Below are 23,212 nucleotides of genomic sequence, written 5' to 3' on the forward strand. Positions count from 1 at the left end.
GCTTTCGTTACCGGCAACGGCAACTATTTTTCAAGCCCTTTCGTCTCCGCGACAGATTCTCCGCCGGATGCGTCTGCTATCCATGCACATGCCAGCCTCACCGCCACACCTGCTCGGCTATTGCCCGCCGCAGCAGATAGCCGGCACAATATAAATGACGCCATCTCGAAAAAAATTCCAATGCGGCTGTAACATCCGCTCCAGACGCTCCGTAGACCTCGATGCAAGCCAATGACGGCTCGCATCCATCTAGGAGACAGATCCATGAAGAACAGCATCCTCACCCTGGCCATCGCCGGCTCGATCGCCTCGGCACTCGCATCCGTCGCCGCCCCGGCCTCGGCTGCCGATACCAAGGAAAAATGCTACGGCGTCGCCCTGAAGGGTCAGAACGACTGCGCCGCCGGCAAGCACGATTGCGCCGGCAAGTCGACCATGAGCTACGACAAGATGTCCTTCAAGCTTGTTCCGACGGGCACCTGCACCTCGATGAAAACCCCGAAGGGTCATGGCTCACTGACCCCGGCCTGATCCGAAACCGGATCGATTGTCAACCATCGCTCGTAAGGAGTTTGCCATGAACAAAATGTCCGCACTCGCCCTGGCCGCCTCGGTCGCAGCCGCAGCGACGCTGGTTGCCGGCGCAACGACCGCCTCGGCCGCCGATGCCAAGGAAAAATGCTACGGCGTTGCCCTCAAGGGCCAGAACGATTGCGCCGCCGGCCCCGGCACGACCTGTGCCGGCACGTCGAAAGTCGACTACCAGCGGAACTCGTGGAAGCTGGTTCCCGCCGGGACCTGCGAGACGATCAAGACGCCGAGCGGTCACGGTACCCTGGCACAGGGTCCAGCCCCGGTCTGACAAGGCAGCGCAAACGCGTGGGCGGCGCAGCCTTTTACGAGCGCCGCCCGCCTTCCGAACGCAAACCGCTTCAACTTTGCTGGAATTGCCCGAACCCGGAGGCCCGCAATGAAACCGTCAGAACTTCCCCGCCGTGCCGGCGTCGGCTTCAAGCCGGAACATTTTGCCGCGATCAATGGCGCCGCGCAGCCGATCGGCTTCTTCGAAGTCCATGCCGAAAACTATATGGGCGACGGCGGTCCGCCACATGCGCAGCTCGGCAGGCTTCGTCAAGATTATGCGCTATCCATCCACGGCGTCGGCCTTTCCATCGGCTCGATGCAGGCACTGGACAAAGAGCATCTTGCTCGCCTGAAGATTGTCTGCGATCGCTACGAGCCGGAGAGTTTTTCGGAGCACCTCGCCTGGTCGACGCACGATACGACCTTTCTCAACGATCTCCTGCCCCTGCCCTATACCGAAGTGACGCTCTCGCAGGTCTGCGCCCATATCGATCAGGTGCAGACAATACTCGGTCGCCAAATGCTGCTCGAGAATCCGGCTACCTACCTGCTCTTCGAAGAGAGCACGATCGAGGAAACCGAATTTCTGGCCGAAGTCGCCAAACGCACCGGCTGCGGTCTGCTGCTCGACGTCAACAATGTCTTCGTCGCCGCCACCAATCATCACATGGATGCGCGAGCCTATCTCAAGCGCTTTCCGGTGCAATGGGTGCGCGAAATCCATTTAAGCGGACATTCGGAGACCATCGACGATGCCGGTGCGCCGCTTTTGATCGATAGCCACGATACGCCGGTCAAGGACCCCGTTTGGGAACTTTACGAGGAGCTGATCGGCCGCACCGGGCCAATCGCCAGCCTGGTCGAATGGGATAACGACGTGCCGGAATGGCCGGTTTTGCGGGCAGAGGCTGAAGCTGCCGACGCTATTTTGAAACGCGCCGCCGCACGTTGGGCAGCCTGAGGAGGGATCCATGTCTCTCGCCACTCAAAGCGAATTCGCCGCAGCGCTCGTCGATCCCGACCGCGCCGTACCGAAGGGCCTGACAGCCTGGAACGGCCCACGGCCGGCGCGACGTTTCGGCGTCTACCGCAATAATGTCGCCATCGGCCTGATCGGCGCACTCGCCTCCCGCTTCCCGGCCGCGGAAAGAATCGTCGGTGAGGAATTCTTCGCTGCCATGGCGCATGAATTCATCCAGTTGCACCCGCCGCGATCGCCGCTGCTGCTTGCCTATGGCGATGATTTCCCCGATTTCGTCGAGAGTTTCGAACCGGCACGGGAAATCCCCTATCTGCGCGATGTCATGCGATTGGAAGCGCTGCGGGGACGGGCTTATCACGCGGCGGACGCCGTGCCGCTTGATGCGGTTCTCCTGACGACCATCGAGCCAGCAGGCCTGACGGAGCTGACTTTCGTGCCGCATCCTTCCGCCTCGGTGGCACGTTCCGCCCATCCGGCCATCACCATCTGGGCGATGAACACCGGCGAAATCGAGCTTGCCGATATCGCCGATTGGACGGGTGAGGATGCTCTCGTCATCCGCCCGAAGATGATCGTCGAGGTGCATCGCCTGCCGCCGGGTGGCGCAACCTTTCTGGAGCAGCTGTTTGCCGGCGCAGCACTTGGCGGGGCCTATGAAGCCGCTCTCGCCGAAGCCGCCAATTTCGATCTTTCCGCCAATCTTGCCGGTGCGTTCACGGCAGGCGCTTTCATGGCCATTCGCTGAACGCTGGAGCCGGATGATTTCAGGTCGAAACGACCTGAAATCTGAATCCGCCTAAAATCAAACAAATCGAGCATGAGGTCGTCCGAAATCCCCTCGCACTTCGGCATCATGCTCTCGGGAGAACCGACATGCAGAACCAGATGATGACGGCCGCTTCGGCCGAACGCGAAACCGTGCCCCAAAGGCTCTACGGCGCCCTGAAACTTCTCGACCGCATCCCGCACGATTTGATCGCTCTCATTGCGCGGCTGTCGATCGCCGCCGTCTTCTGGCAATCCGGGCAGACGAAAGTCGATAGCTGGCACGTGACCGACAATGCCGTCTATCTCTTCCAGACGGAATACAAGCTGCCGCTGGTCGATCCCTGGATCGCCGCGCATATTGCCGCCTTCAGCGAACACTTCTTCCCATTTCTGCTGGTCATCGGCTTCGCAAGCCGGCTCTCGGCGCTGGCGCTCCTCGGCATGACACTTGTTATCGAGATCTTCGTCTATCCCGATGCCTGGCCGACGCATGGCACATGGGCAACCTGCTTTCTGGTGATCATAGCGGGCGGCCCTGGCCGCATCGCGCTCGATCATCTGATTGCCAGGCGTTTCGCGCGCTCGGCCTGAGGTCGATCAGACGGGAGCGCCATTTACTATTGGCGCTCCGTGATGCCAGGCTGGATGCGCCTTTTATTTTGCGCATGTCGTTGTCGCAAACCGCTTTTACGCTTTTGCGCGACTTGCTTCAGCGCAGGACTGGTTCCCCATGGAAACGGCGCTGCGAAGGCTTCGAGACGCCGAAACCCACCTCCATCATCAGCCGCGGCTTCTGCGTTGGCACGGTGCCCATATGGAAGCCAAAGGGATCTTCAACGAAACCGGAGCCGGCCTTGCCGGTCAGCGTCAGCGCATTGGCCTGCCCGTAGTAGTCGAGCACTTCGTTGGCAGGATGCCCGACAAGCAAGGTCAGCTGATGCCGGACCCGGCGGCGCTTATGGCTTCCCTTGACGAAGACATGCGGGCCGGTGCCCTCATCTACATCGACAAGATTGAAGAAGAACTTGAGCATTCGCCAGTCGTCGAGATCGAAGTGATACTTGTCGAGCGAGGCGAGGCTCCTGTCGGCTTCGGACGCCTGGGTCGGAAAGCTCCACCAAATGCGTGTCGTGATGACCTTGGCCTGGCCGCCGAGATACTGGCGGGCAACGTCAATCAGCAGCGGATCGCGCTGAACCGCCATGACGGCCTCGCAATCGAGCGAACGCTCGAAGAAGTGCCCGCTCAGGATCGGCCGCCCGAATCGCGCCTCCGCCTGCGAATGCTCGCTTGCGACGAATTCCAGCTGCCTGTTGAAATTGCCGTAGCAGCCGGTCGCCAGCGCGAATTCGGCAATCTCACGATGGATGTGATCCGGCAGCGTCAGGCTGGGATAGATGCCATCTGTCCGCAAGGCGTTGACGACAGCGCTGCGCTCGACGCCTGCAAACATCGAGGCACCGGAAACCGGAAGCCTGACGGTCTGCTTGGTGGCAAACCAATGCATCCGCCGAAACGGCAGGGTTCGAGCCAACAGGAACATAGGCAACCAGGCCGGATTCTCTTTGAGATCGGTCAGATAAGTCGGTATCCTAACAGCCATACGCTTGAAGCGGCTACCCTGCCGGGCGACGGACTCCAAGTCTCTTGCCGGGGGATTGTGCATAGCTATCCTTTCCGCACATGTGCAAAACCCGTGGCAACAGGCCCAACTCCTGTTGATGCGATGTAATCCTTTGAAACTTTAATGTTTATTCGCACTGGCGAATATCTGCTGCATCGCGGCAAATAGGGGTCGGTCGCCCTTGGTCAAGAGGGCGAAAACTCAAAACCTGATTGAATCGGTAGAAATTTCCGCAGAAACACGCTACGCTTTTGAAAACGTTTGCGAAATCGCCCGGAACAGTTGTTTTTCGCATCTGATGGTCAAAATGGGCGAGGGGATTGCGGGGATCGTGGATTTCGTTTGCCGTTGCTTAGGATAATAAAGCTAAAAACTGGATAGGAGCAGATGGAAGCGTAAAGTTGCGGATAGGCGGCAGCGGTCTATACCGGCCGCAATTTTCACTGTCTTCTAACAGTCATATTCCTGTTCGCATTATTGGCTAAATGAGCGAGAAAACGTCAAAGAAAGCCCCTTAGATGACAGAAACGAAGACCTTTGAGCCGGCGGAAGGCATTGTCGATTTCGACGCGGGCGAGGGCGAGAGCCCAACCGTTGTGGAGATGGACGATTATACCAAAAGCCTCGCGCAGGCGAAGGCCAAGTCCGTCAAGCTGATCGATGCCATCACCGGTCAGGTGCTGAAGAAAAAAGATGCTGTGCATGTCGACGATCTCCGCCCCTCGCTGGCGGACTTCATGCGGCTGAAGCATCCCGAGCTTCGCGCCGACGACTATATCAGCCGCAAGGTCATGGACGATTATCGCGCCCAGTATATCGCCGAGCTTTTGACCGACGAGCGTGGCGAGCTGTCCAACCTCGAGGACGAGGTCGTCGAAAGCCTGAAGACGCATGATACGCTGGCCGAAAACATCGAAGAGGACTACGAGGACCACCGCTCGATCGGCGACCGGATGGCCGACGGGGTCGCGATATTCGGCGGCAGCTGGACCTTCATCATCTCCTTCTGTCTGTTCTTGACCGTATGGATGGGCATCAATGTCCTCATGGGCGACAACAAGGCTTTTGATGCCTATCCGTTCATTCTGCTGAACCTCATTCTCTCGACGATCGCCGCCCTGCAGGCGCCGATCATCATGATGAGCCAGCGCCGCCAGGAACAGAAGGATCGCCTGCGCGCCCTCAATGACTACAAAGTCAACCTGAAGGCCGAACTGGAAATCCGCCACCTGCATGAAAAGGTCGACCACCTCCTCAATCGCCAATGGGAGCGCCTGACCGAGATCCAGCAAATCCAGATCGAGATGATGCTGGAACAGGCCAAGGCTGCGACGCGCGCGATCAAGGCCAACAAGGCGACGAAAGCCAAGACCAGCGCACTGAAGAGCCTCTTCACCAAGGTCAAGGATCCCGATCCGGACGATTCCGTCAACTGATCATGAGAAAAGCCGCTACGGGCTTACGCGTGAAGTAACAAAGCCCTGTTTTTCACGGGTATAGTGCTCACTCAAGCAGAGGTATCCCGATCATTATTGATGGTGAGAATGGCCCCGTTGGCTCCCGCTGGGACGACGAAGAATAACATCCGTCCGAATGCGTTCCGCCCTGCGGGAATGATGTGGAAGTCGTCGTATCGAGGAATCCAAGATGGAGATCGAACTCAGAATTGCGAAGAATCTCATTACTTCCTCTCTTGGAGCAGCAAGATATCCCATGCATTGATAAAGCCGATACGTTCTTCGCGCTTTAGAATGCTTGCCCGCAACTCGTCAGCGATTTGGGCCAAACTCATCTAAAACTCCTGCTGTGTCAGGACTCTGGGCACTGCCATCGTGCGTGATCCCAAAGCAATCCATGAGCCCCTGATCAGGTCGACAGGGACATCAGGTTGCGGGTCAAGCCTTTCCTTCGGGGTACTCGAACTTGGCGTTAACTCTCCGTCCTTTTCTATCGACAAGGTGAAGGCGTGCCAGGCGACATAGCTCATCAATAATCCTCATGATGAACATAACCCGACCTACGCGGAAGTCATTCAGAAACAAGCGGACGTCAACGAGATCCTTCCCACGCTCGCCGCGATCGGTATCAACGTATTCCTGGGAGCCTACATCGCCTCACGCCAGCCTCCGCGCTATGATATGGATGAAGGCCACAAGTATGTGACTAACCGGACGCCGTTCGAACCTGCTGAAATCGTCTTGGTGGTCATCAGCGACACCACTACAAGCCATCTGGTGCGCCGGCTTGTTCATTTGTGTCGAGATTTCACCCAACTTTGCATTTCGTCGGGACCCAGCATGGATGTCGATATCGCGAAGTCGTCAACGGGCTCTCAGCCACTGAATGGATCGCCTCAAATGCAAATCAGGGTCAAAGCGGTGTGAAACTGAACAGCCCATTGCCTTTGCAGGCTTCCAACCGGCGTAGGATATTCGCCATCGCCATCAGCGCGGCATCTACATATTCTAATGTCTTCAACTATTGCGGGTACATTACGGTAAGTAACTTAGAATCTCTTGTCTGTCTCCTTCGTTAAATATGACACAGAACTCAATTCTTCCTTCCCTCTGCCAAAACGCGACAGCATCATTTAGAATGTCTGCATAGATGCCTGCATCCGCCGACGGAAGCTTTAATCTATATGGATGATTGAGAATAACAGCATCCTCCTCAACCCAATGAAAATCCTTTAAGCAATCATAGAGTGCATTCCAATTAAAACCAAAATAATCTGGCAACCTCAATTTATTTTTTAGATCTAACAGAAGATCGTCCGATGTGAGTATATCAGGGGCGACCTGCGCGTATAGAGCGCTATCGAATACTTTTGGGCATTTGCCAAAGAAAAACAAAGCCAACCTTCCCGCTATTTTACTTGAATGAACGTCTTGTAGTGATCAGGTGTGTACCACATATCGCCACCTTGGCCTACCACTACACGCTGCGGTCCCGGCCCACCGATCCCCTGAGTCGGGACTACGAATTCCGTGTAATATCCTTTAGGCTGCAAGGGTAAAGCCGACTGTCCCGTGACGCGATCAGGATAATTGTTATAAACCGTTCCATCATTTTTATGCGGAAAGCTTTGCCCATTAGCTATTCTGTTGAACGTCGGTTCGAGATCGACCGTACCCTCAAAAACTTGTCCAGTTTTCTTATCGACAACCTTAACGCCATCTATGAAGCGCGTAGGTGATGAACCGCAAGAGTTGTGGACCCATATAGGTTCAACACTGCTTCTTGCTTGTTTGACGAAGTACGTGTGGAAATCAGCGATCGTCAGGTTGTAAGCGTTAAGCCGCCTTTCTTCGACACGGACATCGATGACCGAGCTCCAGCTTCCATCAGCGTTGAACAGTTTGTCTCCTGACCGCAGCTCGCCCGCGGCAACCCAGGCTCCGTTCTTGATCGGCCCATGATAGACGCGGCCTTCCGGCAATGAAACAGGCACCTCTCGCGCTTCGGCCAAGGCAGCGAAAAACGGATGGTTCTTGGTGGTCGTGATTGTCTGTTTCTGCCCATTCTTACCGGATTTGACAGTCAGATAGGCGGTTTCCTTATGCTCCTCGCTAATCCTCGCAAGCGCAAGTTTATAGCCTTCATGCCCTTGTTCATCGCGCGACCAAACGAATGTCTTTCCGGGACGAATCTCCCGAATAGCAGTGAAGCCTTCGACCGTTTTGACGAGGGTTGAGCCATCAAACGAGCAACCTGTCGCACATTGGCCTCCAATGCAGCCTCCAACCGCGTCGAGTGTTTCGTCGAGAGCGTCGGCTGTTTTCGATCCGGGGCCTCTGCCAGATGGTCCATTCTGGCCGAGCGTTACGATGCCATAAAGGATTTCGCTGCGAAGCGCGGCGGATAATCCGCTCTTTGACGCCGTGAGTAGCGCCTTTGCTTCGTCACTCTTGAAATTTGCAGCGATACGATCCGCATCGGCGATTTGGCCTAGATCGCTGTCGTCAGCATAGTCATAAGCTTGCAAAAGCGCCCATTGCCTTTGTAGCCCACCGATCGGCGTAACGTAGTCGCCATCGCCTGTCAGAGCAGCGTCCACATATTGTGCCGCCGCAATGCGCAAATCGGTTCTGGCTTTGACACATTCGCTCGATGAGTTTCCGGCACAACTCTTTAGTTGGTCGTCACGCGCCTGAGAGAGATCGAGAAGCTCATCATGACGCTTGCAATCCTTGGCGCTGCCGCCCCGGCAGGCCAATTCGGCGAGTTCGAGCTCCTTAGCCTCCTTATGCGTCAGATAGTTATAGTTGACATTATCGAGCGCAGCGGCGGCGCCCGTACCTCCGCCGGCAGCAGCGCCGACTGCGGCTGCTACCCACTGGGTAATGGCGCTCTTCTGCGTGTCTGTAAGATTAGGATTGGTCTGCAGCACCTGTTGAAGCACACCATTGGCGACTTCACTCAGCGCACCACCGAGAGCACCGGCACCCACGTTGGTGCCGGCGACCTGTGACACGATAGCGCCGACGGCGGCATGCAAGGCAACCTTTTCGGGAGACCCCTCGTCAAAGCCGAGCCGATCTGAAAGCTCGCCGACGCCCATGTTAAGGAGCGTTGACAAGGCCGCAGCGCTCTGCTGCTGGGCTTTTAGCTTGTCGATGTCGAACGGATCGACGGTCTTGTTGGCCTTGGAGGCATCAGTGTTAAGGCCGGAAAGATCCTGGCTTTGACCCGTCAGATTCCAGTTGCCCGGCGTGATCGTCGCCAACGTTGCACCGTTGTCGCTCTGTTTGGCAGGTTGACCGACAATCGGGACCGGAATGCCGACGCCGATCAGGCCAAAACCGTAGCTACTGGAGGATGCCGACATCGAGTTGCCGATGTCGGAATAAAGGATCTGGTTGGCGTTCAGACTATTGTTGGCAGCAATCGCCGTCGAGCCGATGAAGCCGCCCTTCAGATTGATCGTGCCGTCCGTGTTGACATGATAACCGCCGGAACCGGCGAAGATGCCACTCTGCTGGGATACGTTCGCGTAGTCGCCGGTGATCGTGCCCTGGTTATAGCCGCCACTAATGCCGCCAGAACTGACGCCGAGTTGGGCGCTCTTCGACTTCTCATCATAGGATGCAGTGTCCTGACGGCTCTCGATGACGATGCCGTTGGCGGCAGTAGCGTTGACCGTCTTACCGGAAAGAACGCCACCGGCGAGCGTCAGTGTGTCACCCGCGACGACGGTCACCGTATTGGTGCCGCTGACATTCGAATTGACTTGCGTAACCGAGCTTGCCACCTGCTTGCCGGAACCGTAGGCGGCGTTTGCCGTCGGACCAGCGTTGAAGATATTGCCGCTGGCATCGATGCTTGCGGAAAGGCCGATGCTGGTACTGCCCGACTTGCTGCTGCTCTTGCTGTCGGATGTCGCCTGCACGCTTTCCAGGTCAACATTGCCCGCCGCGGAAATCAGCACGCTGCCATTATCTGGATCACTGGAGGGAGTTGACGCTTTGCCGTCCTTGCCCATGCCGGCGCTGATCTGCACGCCGCGGCCGACGACATCACCTGTCTGCGCGATGATGGTCACCGAGCTGCCGCGGATCTCGGGCGGAACGGGGATCGAGGTCGTCGACTGCTGCGAACTTTCGCTAAAACTATAGCCGGCCGTGAGGGAAATTCCGGCGACCGCAGGCTTGAGGCCGGTAACGGGATCGGGCACCGCATCGATGGCTTTCATGGTCGACGATATCGCCTGATAACCCTTGACGCCGGCCAGGACTGCCGGAGCTATCCCGTAGATGCCATTGTCCCCGGACAGCAGGCTACCCGCCTGCATCGCCTGCTGGCCCGCTGAGATCAGCGACGACTGGACTGTCAGGCTGACACCGGCAAAACTCTTCTTCTGCATCTCGGAGGCGTTGGTGACGTCATTGCTCGAGAGCATGTTGACGTTATCGCCCGCGATCAGGCCGATCGGACCGGCGGCCAGGATTTTACCCGACTGGTCGTTGATGTTGCGATTGGCGGCAATGGTGATGCTGCCATCGGAATCCAGCGTACTGACAGCATTGATATTGGCGTCTTTCGAACGTTTCTCTTCCGACTTGGCGACGCCAATGCCGATCGACAGGCTGCCGTCGCCGGAGGAGAAGTTGATGCCGAAGCCCGAGCGCTTGGTCTGGCTGGACGACGACTGCTCTTCGGCACCCGGCGCGATGTTGACGTCCCGCGCCGAGGAGATGACCGTGCCATCGCCGGAATGGGAGGAAGAGCCGAAGATATTGACGTCCCCCTGGGTGGAGGTGATCGTCGTCGTGCCGCCCGAGCTCAGTGTCGAACCAATATTGTCGGTCGAGCTCTGGCTGTTCTTCGAGTCCTTCGATCCATAGATGGAAATAAACCCACCCCCGGAGCCGACGCCGATGCCGGATTTTTTGACCTGCTTATCGCTCTCGTGGCTCTCCTCGGCACCCATGACGGTGACGGTCGAACCTGAGAGGCTGAGATTGCCGCCCGCAGCCACCTCTGAACCAGAAATGACGGCCTCACCGCCAGCAGTAGCGTTGATGTTGCCCGAAGCCGAGATGGAGGAACCGACAGTGTCTTCGTCGTACGTATGGGTATGGGTCTTCGACGAACTGAGGAAGCCGTTCTTCTTGCTGTCGGACGTGGTCTCGTCTGTGTCCTTGCCGGAAGCGATGACGATATTGCCGGCAGCCTGGATATTGGTGTCGGCTGTGTGAGCTGCATCGCCGGCGGTGACATCGGAGGCCGAGATCGTGACATTGCCTTTGCTAGAGCCAATATTGACTCCGGTCTGGCCGGAAACTGACGATCCTTCTGCCGTGGTCGTTGTCTCGCTGCTCTTGGTCTTGCCGCTGCGGTTGGACGAGGATGCACTGTCGGTTGCCTCACCAATAGTGATGTCGCCCTTGGCGATCAGGTTGGCAGCTCCACCCTTGGCATCGAGGTCGGAACCGATGACGCTGATCGCTCCGCCATCGGCCTGAACGGTCACGCTGCCGTTTTGCGAGGTAATTGAGGACGCATTGCTGGTGACGGCGGTCGCGGATGACTGGCCGCTCTTGTAGCCATTGGCAGCACCGGCAATCGTCTTCGATTGGCTCGTCGTCTGGTCCTGCGAGGCGGTGATTGTGATGTTGCCATTCGTCGAAACGATGCCAAGATTGCCGCCGGCCATAAGCGACGAGCCGCCGATCAGCACGCCCTGATTGCCCGATACCAGCATGGCGCCACCGGCGATGAGCGACGAGCCCTGCTGGATCTGGCTAGTCGTGGTCGTGATGGTGCCGCCCTGCGATAGATTCAGGCGGTCCTTGCTGAGGACGGTATTGTCGACACCGGCCGAGATAATGCTGATTGAACCGTTTGAAGAAGCGATCGACAGGTCGCCGCCGACCTTGGCGGAGCTGGCGATGATGTTGACGCCGCTGGTGCCGGCAATGCTCAGATTACCGCCTGATGTCACCGTGGTCCCGACAAGCGTCTGGACACCACCATTGTCCTGCTTGACGGCTCCGATCGTGACGGTCTGGCCGGAGAGCTGCGCGCTGCCGCCGGCGGCTACCTTCGTCCCGCTCAGTGTTAGGCTACCCGCCCCGGCATCCATCTTAAGGTTTCCGCCGGCCGTGACGCCGCCATTGGCGGCAACCACGGTCTGTCCGCCGATGTTCATGGTCTGGGCGGCGAGCGTGATGCCGTTTTCGGCATTGAGATTCATATTGCCGCCGGCGAGGAAAGCGCCGCCATTGGCCTTGATGCTTCCCGCATTGATGGTCATGCCGTCTGCCGCGGCAATCGCGCCGGAATTGTCGACTGAGCTGGCATCGATGCTGACCGTGTTGCCGGCGATCATGGCAGCCGACGTGGTTTTGGCGCGATCGGCGGCCGAAAGATAGACGACCGGCACCAGCACCGGCGCTCCATCGACGATCTCAGTCTGGTAGATCACCATCGATTGCGTCAGCGACGCCGCCTGCTGTGGCGTCAACGCCTGCCCGAGGCCAAGCCCGTTCGCCTCGGCATAGGCGACACCGTTGTCGAGCAACGACTTCATCTGGTCGGTGGCGTTATCGCCTGGAACGAAGGATCCCGCGCCAAGACCATTGCCGACCAGTTGCCGCATCTGCTCGTCGATGAGCTGATTGTCGAAATAGGCATCGCCCAGGAAGGGAACCTTCGTCTCGGGCGTGTAGCCAACCCGATCTATGAAATAGGCCGAACCGTAGAACTTGGAGACGTCAAGGAAGGCCGCCCGCGTCTCGAACAGGAAGACCTGGCCTGGAACCGTGCCGCCGACCCCGCCGGACTGCGGCTTGGCGAGAGCTGCGAGCTGCGTGCCGTTTGTCTGCAAGATCTGGGTGAGATTACCGCTATTGCCGATCGCGGCGGTAAGCTTGCCCATCAGGCTGTTCGGACTGACCGAAGCGCCAGCAGCCGTCAGGGTGTTGCCGCTGATTGCGAGTCCTGCCGCTGCGGTCAAGCCAGTATTGCCTATCGATGTACTAGCCGTCGTTGTCACGGCAGTGCTGCTGACCGCAACACCGTTGGCCACGGCCATGTTGCCGCCGCTGACCAAAGGACCGTCGGTGGCGGTCACGCGACGGTTGCTCACCGCAACGTCGCTATTTGCCGTCAAAGTGCCGTTGTTGATCGAAGTGCCGCCGCTTGCTCGCAGATTGCCGCTCCCGATCGCGGGTCCCGAACCGATCGTCGGACCGCTGCCTGTCAGCGATGGACCACTGCCCGCGTTGGCGCCGCCATTGGCTGCTACGTTTGAAAGCGCCGCGCTGACGTTGAACAATGCGCCGCCGGCGGTCATGCTGTTGAGGGCGCCGAGCGGATTGTTCGCGGTCGCCGGAACGTCGATCGCAACCTGACCGGCGATCGAGCCATTGGAGGCGACATTGTTGACGGCGCCGCCGCCATTGATGGCAAGGGCGCCGCGTGCCTGGATCACACCGGAAATAGCGCCGATTACCTGCACGCCGACAGTGGTGCCGGGATTCAGATCACGCGACGGATCGCGCGTGCCATTGGGATTCGGCGAATAGGTGAGTGCCGGGTCATTGCCGCCGATGCAGGGGCGATTGGGGCCGCTGCAATCCAACCCGCCTTGCGTCGGGTCAGAGGAGACGACGTCTGGGTAATATTGGCATGGAGTGCTGCTGTCGCAGATCGTCTGGGTGACACGGTTCAGCGTCGCGCCATCGTTGGTGAGCGTGCCCGCCACGGTAAGAAGCATGTTGCCGTCGGACTTGATCGAGCTGTAGCCATTCCAGAGATTGATCGCATTGACAGTCAGATCTCCACCAGCGCGGATCTGTGCGGAGGCGCCGGCGCCGCTGATCAACTGATCCTGCGAAACGATCTGGCTGACCAGATGATCGACTGCTTGTACCCAAGTATACGTCGGAGGGTCATGATCGCCCGAGCCGTTGCAGCGGGTCGCGCAGCGGTAAGTCCTGGTGATCACGTCGTAGGCGCTGAGAATGGCGTTGGAAATCTGCACATTGCGCTGGATCGCCGGTGCCGAGGTCGTGACGTTGGTCAGGCCATTGGTCAGGATCGACATGGAGCCGCCGGACTGAATGAGACCGGCAGAGTTGACGACGGCGCCGTTACGCTGACCGCCGCCAGGCCCTGCTATGGCAAGGCCGTTGCCGGACAGGATAGCGCCCTGGTCGTTGGTGAGCGTGCCGCCGACGAAGAGGTTGGCATTATTGCCGGCAAAGACGAGACCGGACGGGCTATTGTAGAAATCGCCTGATACGTTGAAGGTCAAATTGTTGCCAGCGGCCAGTTGGCCGGTATTGCCGAGCGATGGCAGGTTCAGCGTCAGGTCATGCGCAGCAAGCAGAGAGGTACCGGCAGTGGTGGCAAGGCCTGCAGCGGAGATGGTGATGTCGCCAGAACCGCCAGCATTAGTAACGGTGCTGACTTGCGCATTGGAAAGATCAGCGCCGCCGGAGAGATTGAGGCTCAGGCCGCCGAAGACGAGATTGCTTCCCGAGAGATTGGCGGATGCAGCATTGACGATCAGCGTGCCGCCCCCGGCAATCCGGCTGCCTCTGCTGCCCGAGAGATCCAGTGCGCCGGTATTGAGCGTCAGATTGCCACCGACGCGAGTGGTGCTGGTATAGGCGATAGCGCCGGGGCTGGTGAGCGCGGCGTTCCCCAGGCTTTGCAGGCTATTGTAGCTGATATTTTGCGTCGCCGTGGCGGAAAGGTTGCCGCCCGACAGCAGGGAATTGGCGCTAATGCTGCCGTTTGAGGCGGCAAGCGCCATCGTACCGGCGCGACGCAGCATCAGGCTTCGGTTGCCTGATGCATTGGTGGCGGCAAAATCGACGCCGGAAACCAGCGTATCGATGGAGATCGACCGGGCGCTGAGATTAATATTGCCGGTCCCTAGCGATTGGCCTGTCAGCGTGACCGCATTACCCGCTGTGAGCGACAAATCGCCATGGGCAACGGCATTGGCGCTGATATTGTTGACAGCGTTGGCCGTAATCGTCCCGGCAGCGAGCAGGCTGTTGAAAGAGATGTCGCCTGCCGTGGCTGCAAGCGTAAGATTGCCGCCCTGGCCCAGAATGACATTGCCGGCTCCCGATTGGTCCATCGCCGCGAAATCGACACCGGCCGCGATGACGTTGCCACTGACGGCGGATCCGGTCATCGAGACGTTGCTGGCACCCAGGAGTTGGCCGTTGATCCTGATCGCGCCGGGACTGGTGGATGAGCCGATCGCGACCGCGCCGTGGCCCGTGATATTGCCGCCCGTAAAGGCGCTCGCCGCCACATTGAGGTTGCCTGCGACGATTAGCATGCTGGCTGATGCACTTCCGGCGTTAATGGTCAGATCGCCGCTTGGTCCGAGAGCGATGGCGCCATTTGACGATCGCGAAGTGGCGGCGAAATCAACGCCGGTCACTGCCTGACCGAGTTGGACGGTCGAACCAGAGAGCAAGACGTCGCCGGCGCCGAGGAGCTGGCCCGAGACATTGATGCTGTTGCTGGCGGTGAGGGTGACATCGCCATGCCCGGTCACAGCATTGGCCGTAATCGCCGTGCCACTGGCGGCGATTGCACCGGCCGATAGCATGGTCTGCGCAGTGATACCGGCAGAGGAAGTTAGGCTCATATCGCCGGCGGTTCCGAGCACTATACCGCCGCCGCGCGCGTTGGTGGCAGCAAAGTCGATGCCGGAGATCAGCGTCGGCGCGTTGATGTAACCGCCGCTGACCGTGAGAGTGCCGGCAGCAATGATCTGGTTGCTGATATCGACATTGCCGACAATGCCTGCGTTGCCATGAGCGGTGATGCTGTCGGCGATGAGATCAGCCGCTTTCGCCGTGAAGTCACCGGCAGAAAGGGTCGTGCCAGCCGTGATATTGCGGGAGGCTGTCAGATTCATGGCTCCTGACGACGCCAGTACGATGTTGCCGCCCGCGCGGTTGGTAGCATCAAAGTCGATTCCCGAGATCAAGGTCGGTGCGCTGATGCTGCCGCCATTAATCGTGAGATCGCCGCCGGCAAGAATCTGGCTAGCAATGTCAACGTTGCCGGTGATGCCGACCTTACCTCGGCTGGTGATGCTGCTTGCCTGAAGGTTTGCCGCTTTCGCGGTAACGTCGCCGGCCGACAGGATCGTGCCGGCCGTGGCGTTGCCGGCGACGGTGAGGTCCGTCTTACCGGCCCCTCCAAGCACGATGCTTCCGCCGTTGGCTGCGGTCGCCGCAAAATCCACGCCGGAGACCAGAAGTCCGGCGTTGAGGCTGGCGCCATCGATCGAGAGATTGCCGGCCGATAGTACCTGGCCACTGACGTCGACACGACCGCTGGCCGCCAGATCGGTCGTGCCATGGCTTGTGATGCTGCTCGCGCTCAGATCGCTCACTTGCGCGGTCAAATTGCCTGCCGACAACAGCGTGCCGATCGTGAGATTACCGCTCGAAGTCAGGGACATATCGCCACTTGATGTCTGGACGATATTGCCGTTGGCGGCCGCAGTGCCAGTGAAGTCGACACCGGAGACGATCGCGCCTGCGGCGATGCTCTGGCCTGAGATGCTGATGTTTCCGCCACCAAGGATTTGGCCATGGACGGTCGTCGCACCGGCAAGCGCGATATCCTGGTGCCCGGTGACGGTATCGGCCGTCACGGCAGCGGCATTGACGTTGATGGTGCCAGCGGCCTGCATCGTCGATGCAGAGAGCCCACTACTGAGTCGAGCGGTCAGATCGCCGGCTTGACTAAGGACGATATTGCCGCCTGCCCTGCTGGTCGCGTCGAAGTCAATACCGGCGACGATAGATTGGGCCGACAGGCTCTGGCCAGTGATCAGGATGTTGCCGGCGCCGAGAACCTGGCCAGCAACGCTGGTGGCGCCATTAAGCGTGATGTCGCCATGCGCTGTGACGGCATCTGCAGTCACAGTCGCGCCACCGGCGGAAAAATTACCGGCCGACAGCAATGTACCGGTCTTGATAGAACCGGTCGAAGCAAGCGTCAGGTTGCCGCTTGTCGTCTGGACGATATTCCCATTGGCGGCTGCCGTCGCGGCGAAATCGACGCCCGAAACGATAGCGCCGACTTTGATGCTCGAGCCGGAGGCGCCCACGTTACCGCCAGCGAGCAGTTGATTGGCAACGGTCACGCTCCCGACGGCTGTTCCGGAAAGCGTTACATCCTTGTGGCCAGTGATCGAAGCCGCTGCGACGGACGTGCCGCTGAGATCAATGGCGCCCGCTGCCTGTATGGTCGACGCGGCAACGGCGCCGTTGACATTCACGGTCAGATCACCGCGTTGACCAAGGACGATATTGCCGCCGGCAGCATTAGTGGCGTCGAAGTCGATGCCGGAAACGATCGTTTGGGCGGACAGGCTTTGGCCCGTAATCGAAACGTTGCCGGATCCGAGGATCTGGTTTGTGACGCTGACCGCGCCATTGAGCGTCACAGCGCCATGCGCCGTCACGCTATCGGCGCCGACGGTCGAGCCGGAGGCATTGAGATTGCCGGCCGATAGCAGTGTTCCACCACTGATGTTGCCCGACGACGTCATGGAAATGTCGCCACTCGTCGTTTGGACGATGTTTCCGCCGTTGGCAGAAGTAGCAGCGAAGTCGACACCCGAGACGACGGTCCCAGCCCGGACGCTCGAGCCGGAGATGCCGACGTTACCGCCGCCAAGCACCTGATTGGTAACGTTCACACCGCCGACGGCCGTTCCCGAAAGAGTGACATCCTTATGACCGGTGATTGAAGCTGCAGTGACGGATGCACCACTGATGTCGATGCTGCCCGCAGCTTGTATGGTCGGCGCCGTAACGGCTCCGTTAACATTCACAGTCAAATCGCCGCTTTGGCCCAGGACGATGTTACCGCCTATCCTATTGGTCGCACCGAAATCGATACCTGCAATGACAGTCTGTGCCGACAGACTCTGGCCTGAGATCAACACGTTGCCGGAGCCAAGGATCTGGCCAGCAATGTTCACACCGGCGCCCGTGGCCGTCGTACCGGTCCCCTTGAGGGTAATATCGCCATGCGCCGTGACTGCATCGGCGGTTACTGTGATGCCGTTGGCCGAGAATGCACCGGCCGACAGCAATGTGCCGGCATTGATCGAGCCGGTCGACCCAAGGGTCAGGTCGCCGCTTGCCGTCTGAACGATGTTGCCGTTGGCAGCTGCAGTTCTGGCGAAATCGACACCGGAAACCACAGTGCCGACTTTGATGCCTGGACCGGAGATGGCGATGTTACCACCGCCAAGGAGTTGACTGGTGACGGTAGTTGAGCCGGACAAGGTGATGTTGCCATGGCTGGTGACGGCATTGGCATTGATGGTCGCCCCGCCGGCATTGATGCTGCCGGCGGCCTGCATGGTCGGCGCGGCCACGGTTCCGCCGACCGAAATCGCGAGATTGCCAGACTGGCCAAGAACAATATTGCCTCCCGCCCTGTTGGTCGCATCGAAGTCGATACCAGCCACGATGGTTGGGGCGGAAAGGCTCTGGCCGGTGATCGATACGTTGCCGGAACCCAGGATCTGGTCTGTCACGCTGATCGCGCCGCCGAGCGTCACGTCGCCATGTGCCGTGATGCCGTCAGCGGTGACCGTCGAACCGGAGGCATTCAGATTGCCAGCCGAGAGCAGTGTGCCAACACTGATGGCGCCCGGCGACGTCAATGAAATGTCGCCGCTCGCCGTTTGGACGATATGTCCATTGGCGGCAGCCGTCCTTGTGAAATCGATGCCGGAGACAATGCCGCTGGCCTTGATGGCAGAACCCGCGAGACTGATGTTGCCGCCACCCAGTACCTGGTTGGTCACGTTAACGGGACCGCTCACAGCCGAAATAGTGATGTCCTTATGACCGGTAATCGCGTCGCTGGTGACCGTTGCGGCGTGAATATCGATGGTGCCAGCAGCTTGGACCATCGGCACTGTCACAAAGCCACTTGCTGCGACCTTCAGATCGCCGGTTTGACCGAGAACGATATTGCCGCCGTCGGCATTGGTGACATCGAAATCCAGGCCGGCAACGAGACTCTGGGCGGACAGACTCGGGCCGTTGATCGATACGTTACCGGCGCCCAGGATCTGGCCACTGACGCTGATCATGCCGCCAAGCGTCATGTCGTGATGGGCGGAGATATTGCCGGCCCTTATCGTTGCGCCGTTCGCAATGAGATCGCTCGCCGACAGTAATGTTCCGGCCTCGATTGCGCCGTTTGAGCCAAGGGTCAGATCGCCGCTTGCGGTTTGAACGATATGCCCATTGGCGGCGGCCGTAGCGGCAAAGTCGACCCCGGAGATAATGGCACCGGCCTTGATGCTCGAACCGGAGATACCGACATTGCCACCGCCGAGGACCTGGTTCGACACGGTGGTGGCGCCGGAAAGCGTGATGTTCTTGTGGCCCGTGATTCCATCGGCAGCAATGGAGGTGCCACTAACATCGATCACGCCCGCGGCTTGCATGGTTGGTGCCGTAATGGCGCCATTGACCGTGACCTCTAGATCGCCGTCCTGGCCAAGCACGATATTGCCACCGGCGGTGTCGGTAGCGCCAAAGTCGATGCCAGCCACCACAGTCTGCGTCGACAAGCTCTGGCCGCTGATCAGCACATTCCCGGATCCAAGAACCTGCTGCGTTACGTTGATTGCGCCACCGAGCGTCATATCGCCATGGGCGGTCACGCTGTTCGCCGTGAGGCTCGAAGCGGTCGCGCCGAGACTGCCGGCCGACAACAGCGAGCCTGCGTTGAGTGCACCCGAGCTTGAAAGCGTCAGGTCGCCAATGCTGGCGAGCATGATGTTGCCATTGGCGGCGGCCGTCCTGGCAAAGTCGACACCGGAAACGACGCTACCGACCTTGATGCTCGAGCCGGAGATGCCAACGTTACCCCCACCAAGCACCTGGGTGGCGATATCAACGCGACCGCTTGCGGTCGTCGTGGCGACACCTCCAACTGCCGTACCGGAAAGGCTGATATCCTTATGACCGGTGATCGAATCTGCTGCGACGGACGCGCCGCTGACATCAATGACGCCCGCGGCTTGGATCGTGGGTGCCGTGACGGCGCCATTGACCGATACCTTTAGATCACCACTTGGGCCAAGGGTGATTTTCCCATTGGCTGCGTCGGTTGCATTGAAGTCCAGGCCGGCAACGAGGTTCTGGGCGGACAGGGCCGAACCGGTGATTGATACGTTGCCGGCGCCGAGAATCTGGCCACTGACGCTGATCACACCGCCAAGCGTCATGTCGTGGTGCGCGGAGATATTGCCGGCGGTGATCGATCCGCCGTTCGCGTCGAGATCGCCCGCTGACAACAGCGTTCCAACGCTGATCGCGCCTGCGCTCGTCAATGTCAGATTGCCAGTTCCCGTGACCGTCGGGCCGAGAATAATGCGCCCGCCCGCCGCATTGGTGGCGGCGATATCGACGCCTGAGACAATGGCATCGGCCGCGATGCTGGAACCGGTTATGCCGACATTGCCGCCGCCAAGCACCTGGCCACTGATCTTCACGCTGCCGCTTCCGGCGGTCGGACTGGTGGCGCCGGTCAGTATGATGTTCTTGCTGCCGGTGATCGCGTCAGCAGTGATGGTCTGACCGGTGGCGTTGATCGCGCCTGCCGCCAGCACGGTTCCTGCCTGGATGGCGCCAGCGCTGTCGTTGATCGTCAGATCACCGCTACCTGCCAGCACGATATTGCCGCCGGCGGCCTTAGTCGCGGCAAAATTGACCCCAGACGCAAGCAGACCAGCGCTGACACCATTGGCGTTGCCAATGATGGTGATATCGCTGGCTCCGAGCAATTGGTTGGTAACGCGCATGCCGCCGTCGATACTGACGTTGCCGTGACTGGTGAGGTTGTTAGACTGCAGCAAGGAAGCCTGGGCCGTCAGGTTGCCGGCCGACAGCAACGTGCCGACCGTGATGGTGCCGGCGGCAGCTGTCAGATCGAGTGCGCCGGCCGAACTTAGGACGATGTTGCCACCAGCGTCGTTGGTCGAGGCAAAGTCGACGCCGGACGCGATAGCGCTCGCCTGAATGCCAGCCCCCGAGATCAGGATATCGCCCGCTCCAAGAATCTGACCGCTCGCGTTCATCGCAGCGTTAGCGGTGAGCCCACCATGCGAGGTAACATTGGCGGCCGTGATCGAGGTCGCGGTCACGGTAAGATTGCCGGCTGATTGAATATTCCCCGCCGTGATATTGCCAGTCGCACTGGTGTTGAGGCTTCCAGCCGACTGCAGGTTGCCAGTGGCTATCGTGCCGCCGGTTGCCGTTAGGCTCAAGTTGCCTGCCGAGCCCGCGACAATCGCAGGCGATTGCGCTGATAGAACGACATTCCCGCCAGGATCGGCACTGGTGGCAGCAATATTGATGCCGGAAACAACCATGCCGGTGGAGATTGACTGCGCGGTGGCGCTGACATTGCCCTGCGCCAGGACATTGCCGGAAACCGCAAGTCTATTACCAGCGGTAACAGCGAGATTGTTGTAGCTCAACAGCGAGGCGGCCGAGATCGAACCGGCCGTAGCGGTCAGGTTAAGGTCGCCTGTGCTATTGACGGCCGCTGCGATCGCGATATCACCCGAGGCGGCGACAAGTGTTGTTGCGCCGTTGCCAGTCGTCACGCTGCCGGCGGCAATGCCACTACCAGAAGTCATCTGCACGGCCGTGCCGCTGTTGACGTCGCCGGAGACGCTGATGAGGCCGGTTCCGCTGGCAAACACGATATCACTGTCGGCGGCGATCGACTGCAGGGTGATGCCCTGATCGGCCTGGACCGCAACCTTCTGCCTTGAGGTCACCTTGGCAGCGGTGACCTTCTGTTTCGAGGTGATCGTGACGCCATCGCGACCAGACGCATTGCCGATCGAGATTTTGCCGTCAGCCGATAGCGACAACTCGCCGGCATTGGCGGCCATGTCGCCGCTCATCTTGACGCCGGCACCCTTTTCGGTGACGACGACCTTGATACGATCGGCCTGCATGGCGCCGAGCGCCGAACCGTCGATGGCGTATTCGGGCGTGCCGGACGTGGCCGTCAGCGCCGTCGCCTCGCCGGTGGCATAATCATATTTGCTGGCGCCGCCCGTCAGCCGGATGGTCTTGCCATAAAGGGGCGCATTGACATGGATATTGCGGGCAACGACGTCGAACAGATCGACCGCCCCCGGCGCAGCGGCAAAATTGCCGCCTGCCCCCTCAAAGGTGACGTCGCCGCCATTGACCGTAAAGCCGGTGAGACGTCCGTCCGATCCGATATCGGGAACACCGGTCGTCAGGGTCGCGCGCGGCGTATTGATGAAGCCGCAGCCCGAGCAAGTTATCCCGTTTGGGTTAGCTATTACCACGTCGGCCCTGCCACCGAATACTTCGGTCGGGCCGTTCAGGGCCGAGCGATTGCCTGAGGTGACTTCATTGAGGATGACCGAGGCCGGACCCGATGTCTTGAGATTGGAATTCCCAGGTGTGGCGCCACCCAGGTTCGAAGTGCCGACTTCTCCATTGAAGTTGTTGAGGATGAGACCCGGCGTGCCGACGTTGAAGTTGTCGTATTTGTTGTGTGACAGGCCCGTGCTGTTGGGCGTGACGATATCGATCAGCGGTACGCCGTTGGGTGCTGCTCCAACGCCCGGCTGATTGGCCGTGGGCGCCGATCCAGCGGCCGATACCGACTGTGCATTGGCCAGCATCGGCTGGAAAATAAGCAGGGCGCTCAGAAGCGTCGCAGACAGTTGACGCATGGCGCTGCCCAGGCGTCTGATACTCACCTTGCCATTTTCGCCACTTGAAATACGTGCTGACGTCATGGTCATCGCCCTGCCCTGTTAAACGTTTTTTGCTCGCCGTGGATTTTCGATCGACTACTTCCGTGGCGTTAGCCACGTCTTCACCTGCTTCATGAACGTCTCGGCCAGTTGGGTCGCCACGGCGGTCTGATTGGGGGTGACGGCTGCATTGATGACCATCGCGGGAATGAGCGCTAACCCATCCCCGCGGACCGTCATGTCATTGGCACGGATCTCCTGAGCCTGCGCGATCAGTTTTCCTGTGCGCATGTCCTCGAGGCGAACGGTTCCATCGATAAAGCTGTTGTTACCTGCAATAATTCTGCCGGGAGCCGACGCCACATCCAGATCATGAAGGGTGACAATCAACCGCGCGGGAATATTCCCCCCTGGATAGCCCTTCAGATCTTTTGCAAGTCTTTGCTGCAGGACACGCGACACAAGTGCTACCTGAGATTCCCGCGTATCACCGTTCAATAGAGGTGACCCCATCCTCAGATCAGGCGCCGATTCTATGCGGACATCGGCGATACTGGCTGTGCTAAGTGCCGCGGTGAGGCGTGGATCTTGTGTGGTGCATCCGGCCACGACAATCGAACCCACAAGCGCAGCGGCAAGCAGAGCTCTGGTCACGCCGCGATGCAATTTTTTGCAATTTTCCTTCATCTGCTCACCCATT

Annotated in this window: 10 protein-coding genes; 6 read left to right on the forward strand and 4 right to left on the reverse strand. The window is 59.4% G+C overall.

The window, feature by feature from the left end; all coding sequences use genetic code 11:
• The first annotated feature begins 264 nt into the window (after positions 1-264).
• From ABOK31_RS16715 to ABOK31_RS16735, 5 genes are all read left to right on the forward strand, one after another.
• Complete coding sequence (locus ABOK31_RS16715; protein ID WP_112339617.1) at positions 265-531, forward strand: DUF2282 domain-containing protein; 267 nt, start codon at positions 265-267, stop codon at positions 529-531.
• Positions 532-577: 46 nt separating this feature from the next.
• Positions 578-862 (forward strand): DUF2282 domain-containing protein, encoded by a 285-nt coding sequence (locus ABOK31_RS16720; RefSeq protein WP_349956767.1) that lies wholly within the window; start codon positions 578-580, stop codon positions 860-862.
• Between the two features lie 108 nt (positions 863-970).
• Positions 971-1,825, forward strand: a complete 855-nt coding sequence (locus ABOK31_RS16725; protein WP_349956769.1) for a DUF692 domain-containing protein — start codon at positions 971-973, stop codon at positions 1,823-1,825.
• 10 nt (positions 1,826-1,835) lie between these two features.
• Entirely contained in the window at positions 1,836-2,591 is a 756-nt protein-coding gene (locus ABOK31_RS16730; RefSeq protein WP_349956771.1) for a DNA-binding domain-containing protein, read from the forward strand.
• A gap of 128 nt (positions 2,592-2,719) precedes the next feature.
• Positions 2,720-3,205 (forward strand): DoxX family protein, encoded by a 486-nt coding sequence (locus ABOK31_RS16735; RefSeq protein ID WP_349956772.1) that lies wholly within the window; start codon positions 2,720-2,722, stop codon positions 3,203-3,205.
• 118 nt (positions 3,206-3,323) lie between these two features.
• Here ABOK31_RS16735 and ABOK31_RS16740 read toward each other — a convergent pair whose 3' ends face one another.
• Positions 3,324-4,280, reverse strand: a complete 957-nt coding sequence (locus ABOK31_RS16740) for a phytanoyl-CoA dioxygenase family protein (protein ID WP_349956773.1) — start codon at positions 4,278-4,280, stop codon at positions 3,324-3,326.
• Positions 4,281-4,756: 476 nt separating this feature from the next.
• Between ABOK31_RS16740 and ABOK31_RS16745 the strand changes: the two genes are divergently transcribed.
• Positions 4,757-5,674 carry a DUF1003 domain-containing protein gene (locus ABOK31_RS16745; RefSeq protein ID WP_349956775.1) on the forward strand — a complete coding sequence of 306 codons (918 nt, stop codon included), beginning with the start codon at positions 4,757-4,759 and terminating at the stop codon, positions 5,672-5,674.
• 1,056 nt (positions 5,675-6,730) lie between these two features.
• Here ABOK31_RS16745 and ABOK31_RS16750 read toward each other — a convergent pair.
• Genes ABOK31_RS16750 through ABOK31_RS16760 form a run of 3 tightly spaced genes read right to left on the reverse strand, consistent with a single transcriptional unit; the run spans position 6,731 to position 23,211 of the window.
• Complete coding sequence (locus ABOK31_RS16750) at positions 6,731-7,096, reverse strand: barstar family protein (protein ID WP_349956777.1); 366 nt, start codon at positions 7,094-7,096, stop codon at positions 6,731-6,733.
• Between the two features lie 8 nt (positions 7,097-7,104).
• The gene (locus ABOK31_RS16755; RefSeq protein WP_349956779.1) at positions 7,105-22,554 is read right to left on the reverse strand and encodes a hemagglutinin repeat-containing protein; all 15,450 of its coding nucleotides are present in this window, start codon (positions 22,552-22,554) and stop codon (positions 7,105-7,107) included.
• Positions 22,555-22,608: 54 nt separating this feature from the next.
• A complete protein-coding gene (locus ABOK31_RS16760; RefSeq protein WP_349956781.1) occupies positions 22,609-23,211 on the reverse strand; it encodes a hypothetical protein in 603 nt (200 codons plus the stop codon).
• Position 23,212 lies beyond the last annotated feature (1 nt).

Origin of the sequence: Rhizobium sp. ZPR4, from assembly GCF_040215725.1 — a bacterium.
Classification (GTDB): Bacteria; Pseudomonadota; Alphaproteobacteria; order Rhizobiales; family Rhizobiaceae; genus Rhizobium; species Rhizobium rhizogenes_D.

Bases quoted from the DNA above. Each gene is read 5' to 3' on its own strand.
- ABOK31_RS16725 (WP_349956769.1), top strand. From the start codon at position 971: ATGAAACCGTCAGAACTTCCCCGCCGTGCCGGCGTCGGCTTCAAGCCG.
- ABOK31_RS16745 (WP_349956775.1), top strand. From the start codon at position 4,757: ATGACAGAAACGAAGACCTTTGAGCCGGCGGAAGGCATTGTCGATTTC.
- ABOK31_RS16760 (WP_349956781.1), bottom strand. From the start codon at position 23,211: ATGGGTGAGCAGATGAAGGAAAATTGCAAAAAATTGCATCGCGGCGTG.
- ABOK31_RS16740 (WP_349956773.1), bottom strand. From the start codon at position 4,280: ATGCACAATCCCCCGGCAAGAGACTTGGAGTCCGTCGCCCGGCAGGGT.
- ABOK31_RS16715 (WP_112339617.1), top strand. From the start codon at position 265: ATGAAGAACAGCATCCTCACCCTGGCCATCGCCGGCTCGATCGCCTCG.
- ABOK31_RS16730 (WP_349956771.1), top strand. From the start codon at position 1,836: ATGTCTCTCGCCACTCAAAGCGAATTCGCCGCAGCGCTCGTCGATCCC.
- ABOK31_RS16720 (WP_349956767.1), top strand. From the start codon at position 578: ATGAACAAAATGTCCGCACTCGCCCTGGCCGCCTCGGTCGCAGCCGCA.
- ABOK31_RS16735 (WP_349956772.1), top strand. From the start codon at position 2,720: ATGCAGAACCAGATGATGACGGCCGCTTCGGCCGAACGCGAAACCGTG.
- ABOK31_RS16755 (WP_349956779.1), bottom strand. From the start codon at position 22,554: ATGACGTCAGCACGTATTTCAAGTGGCGAAAATGGCAAGGTGAGTATC.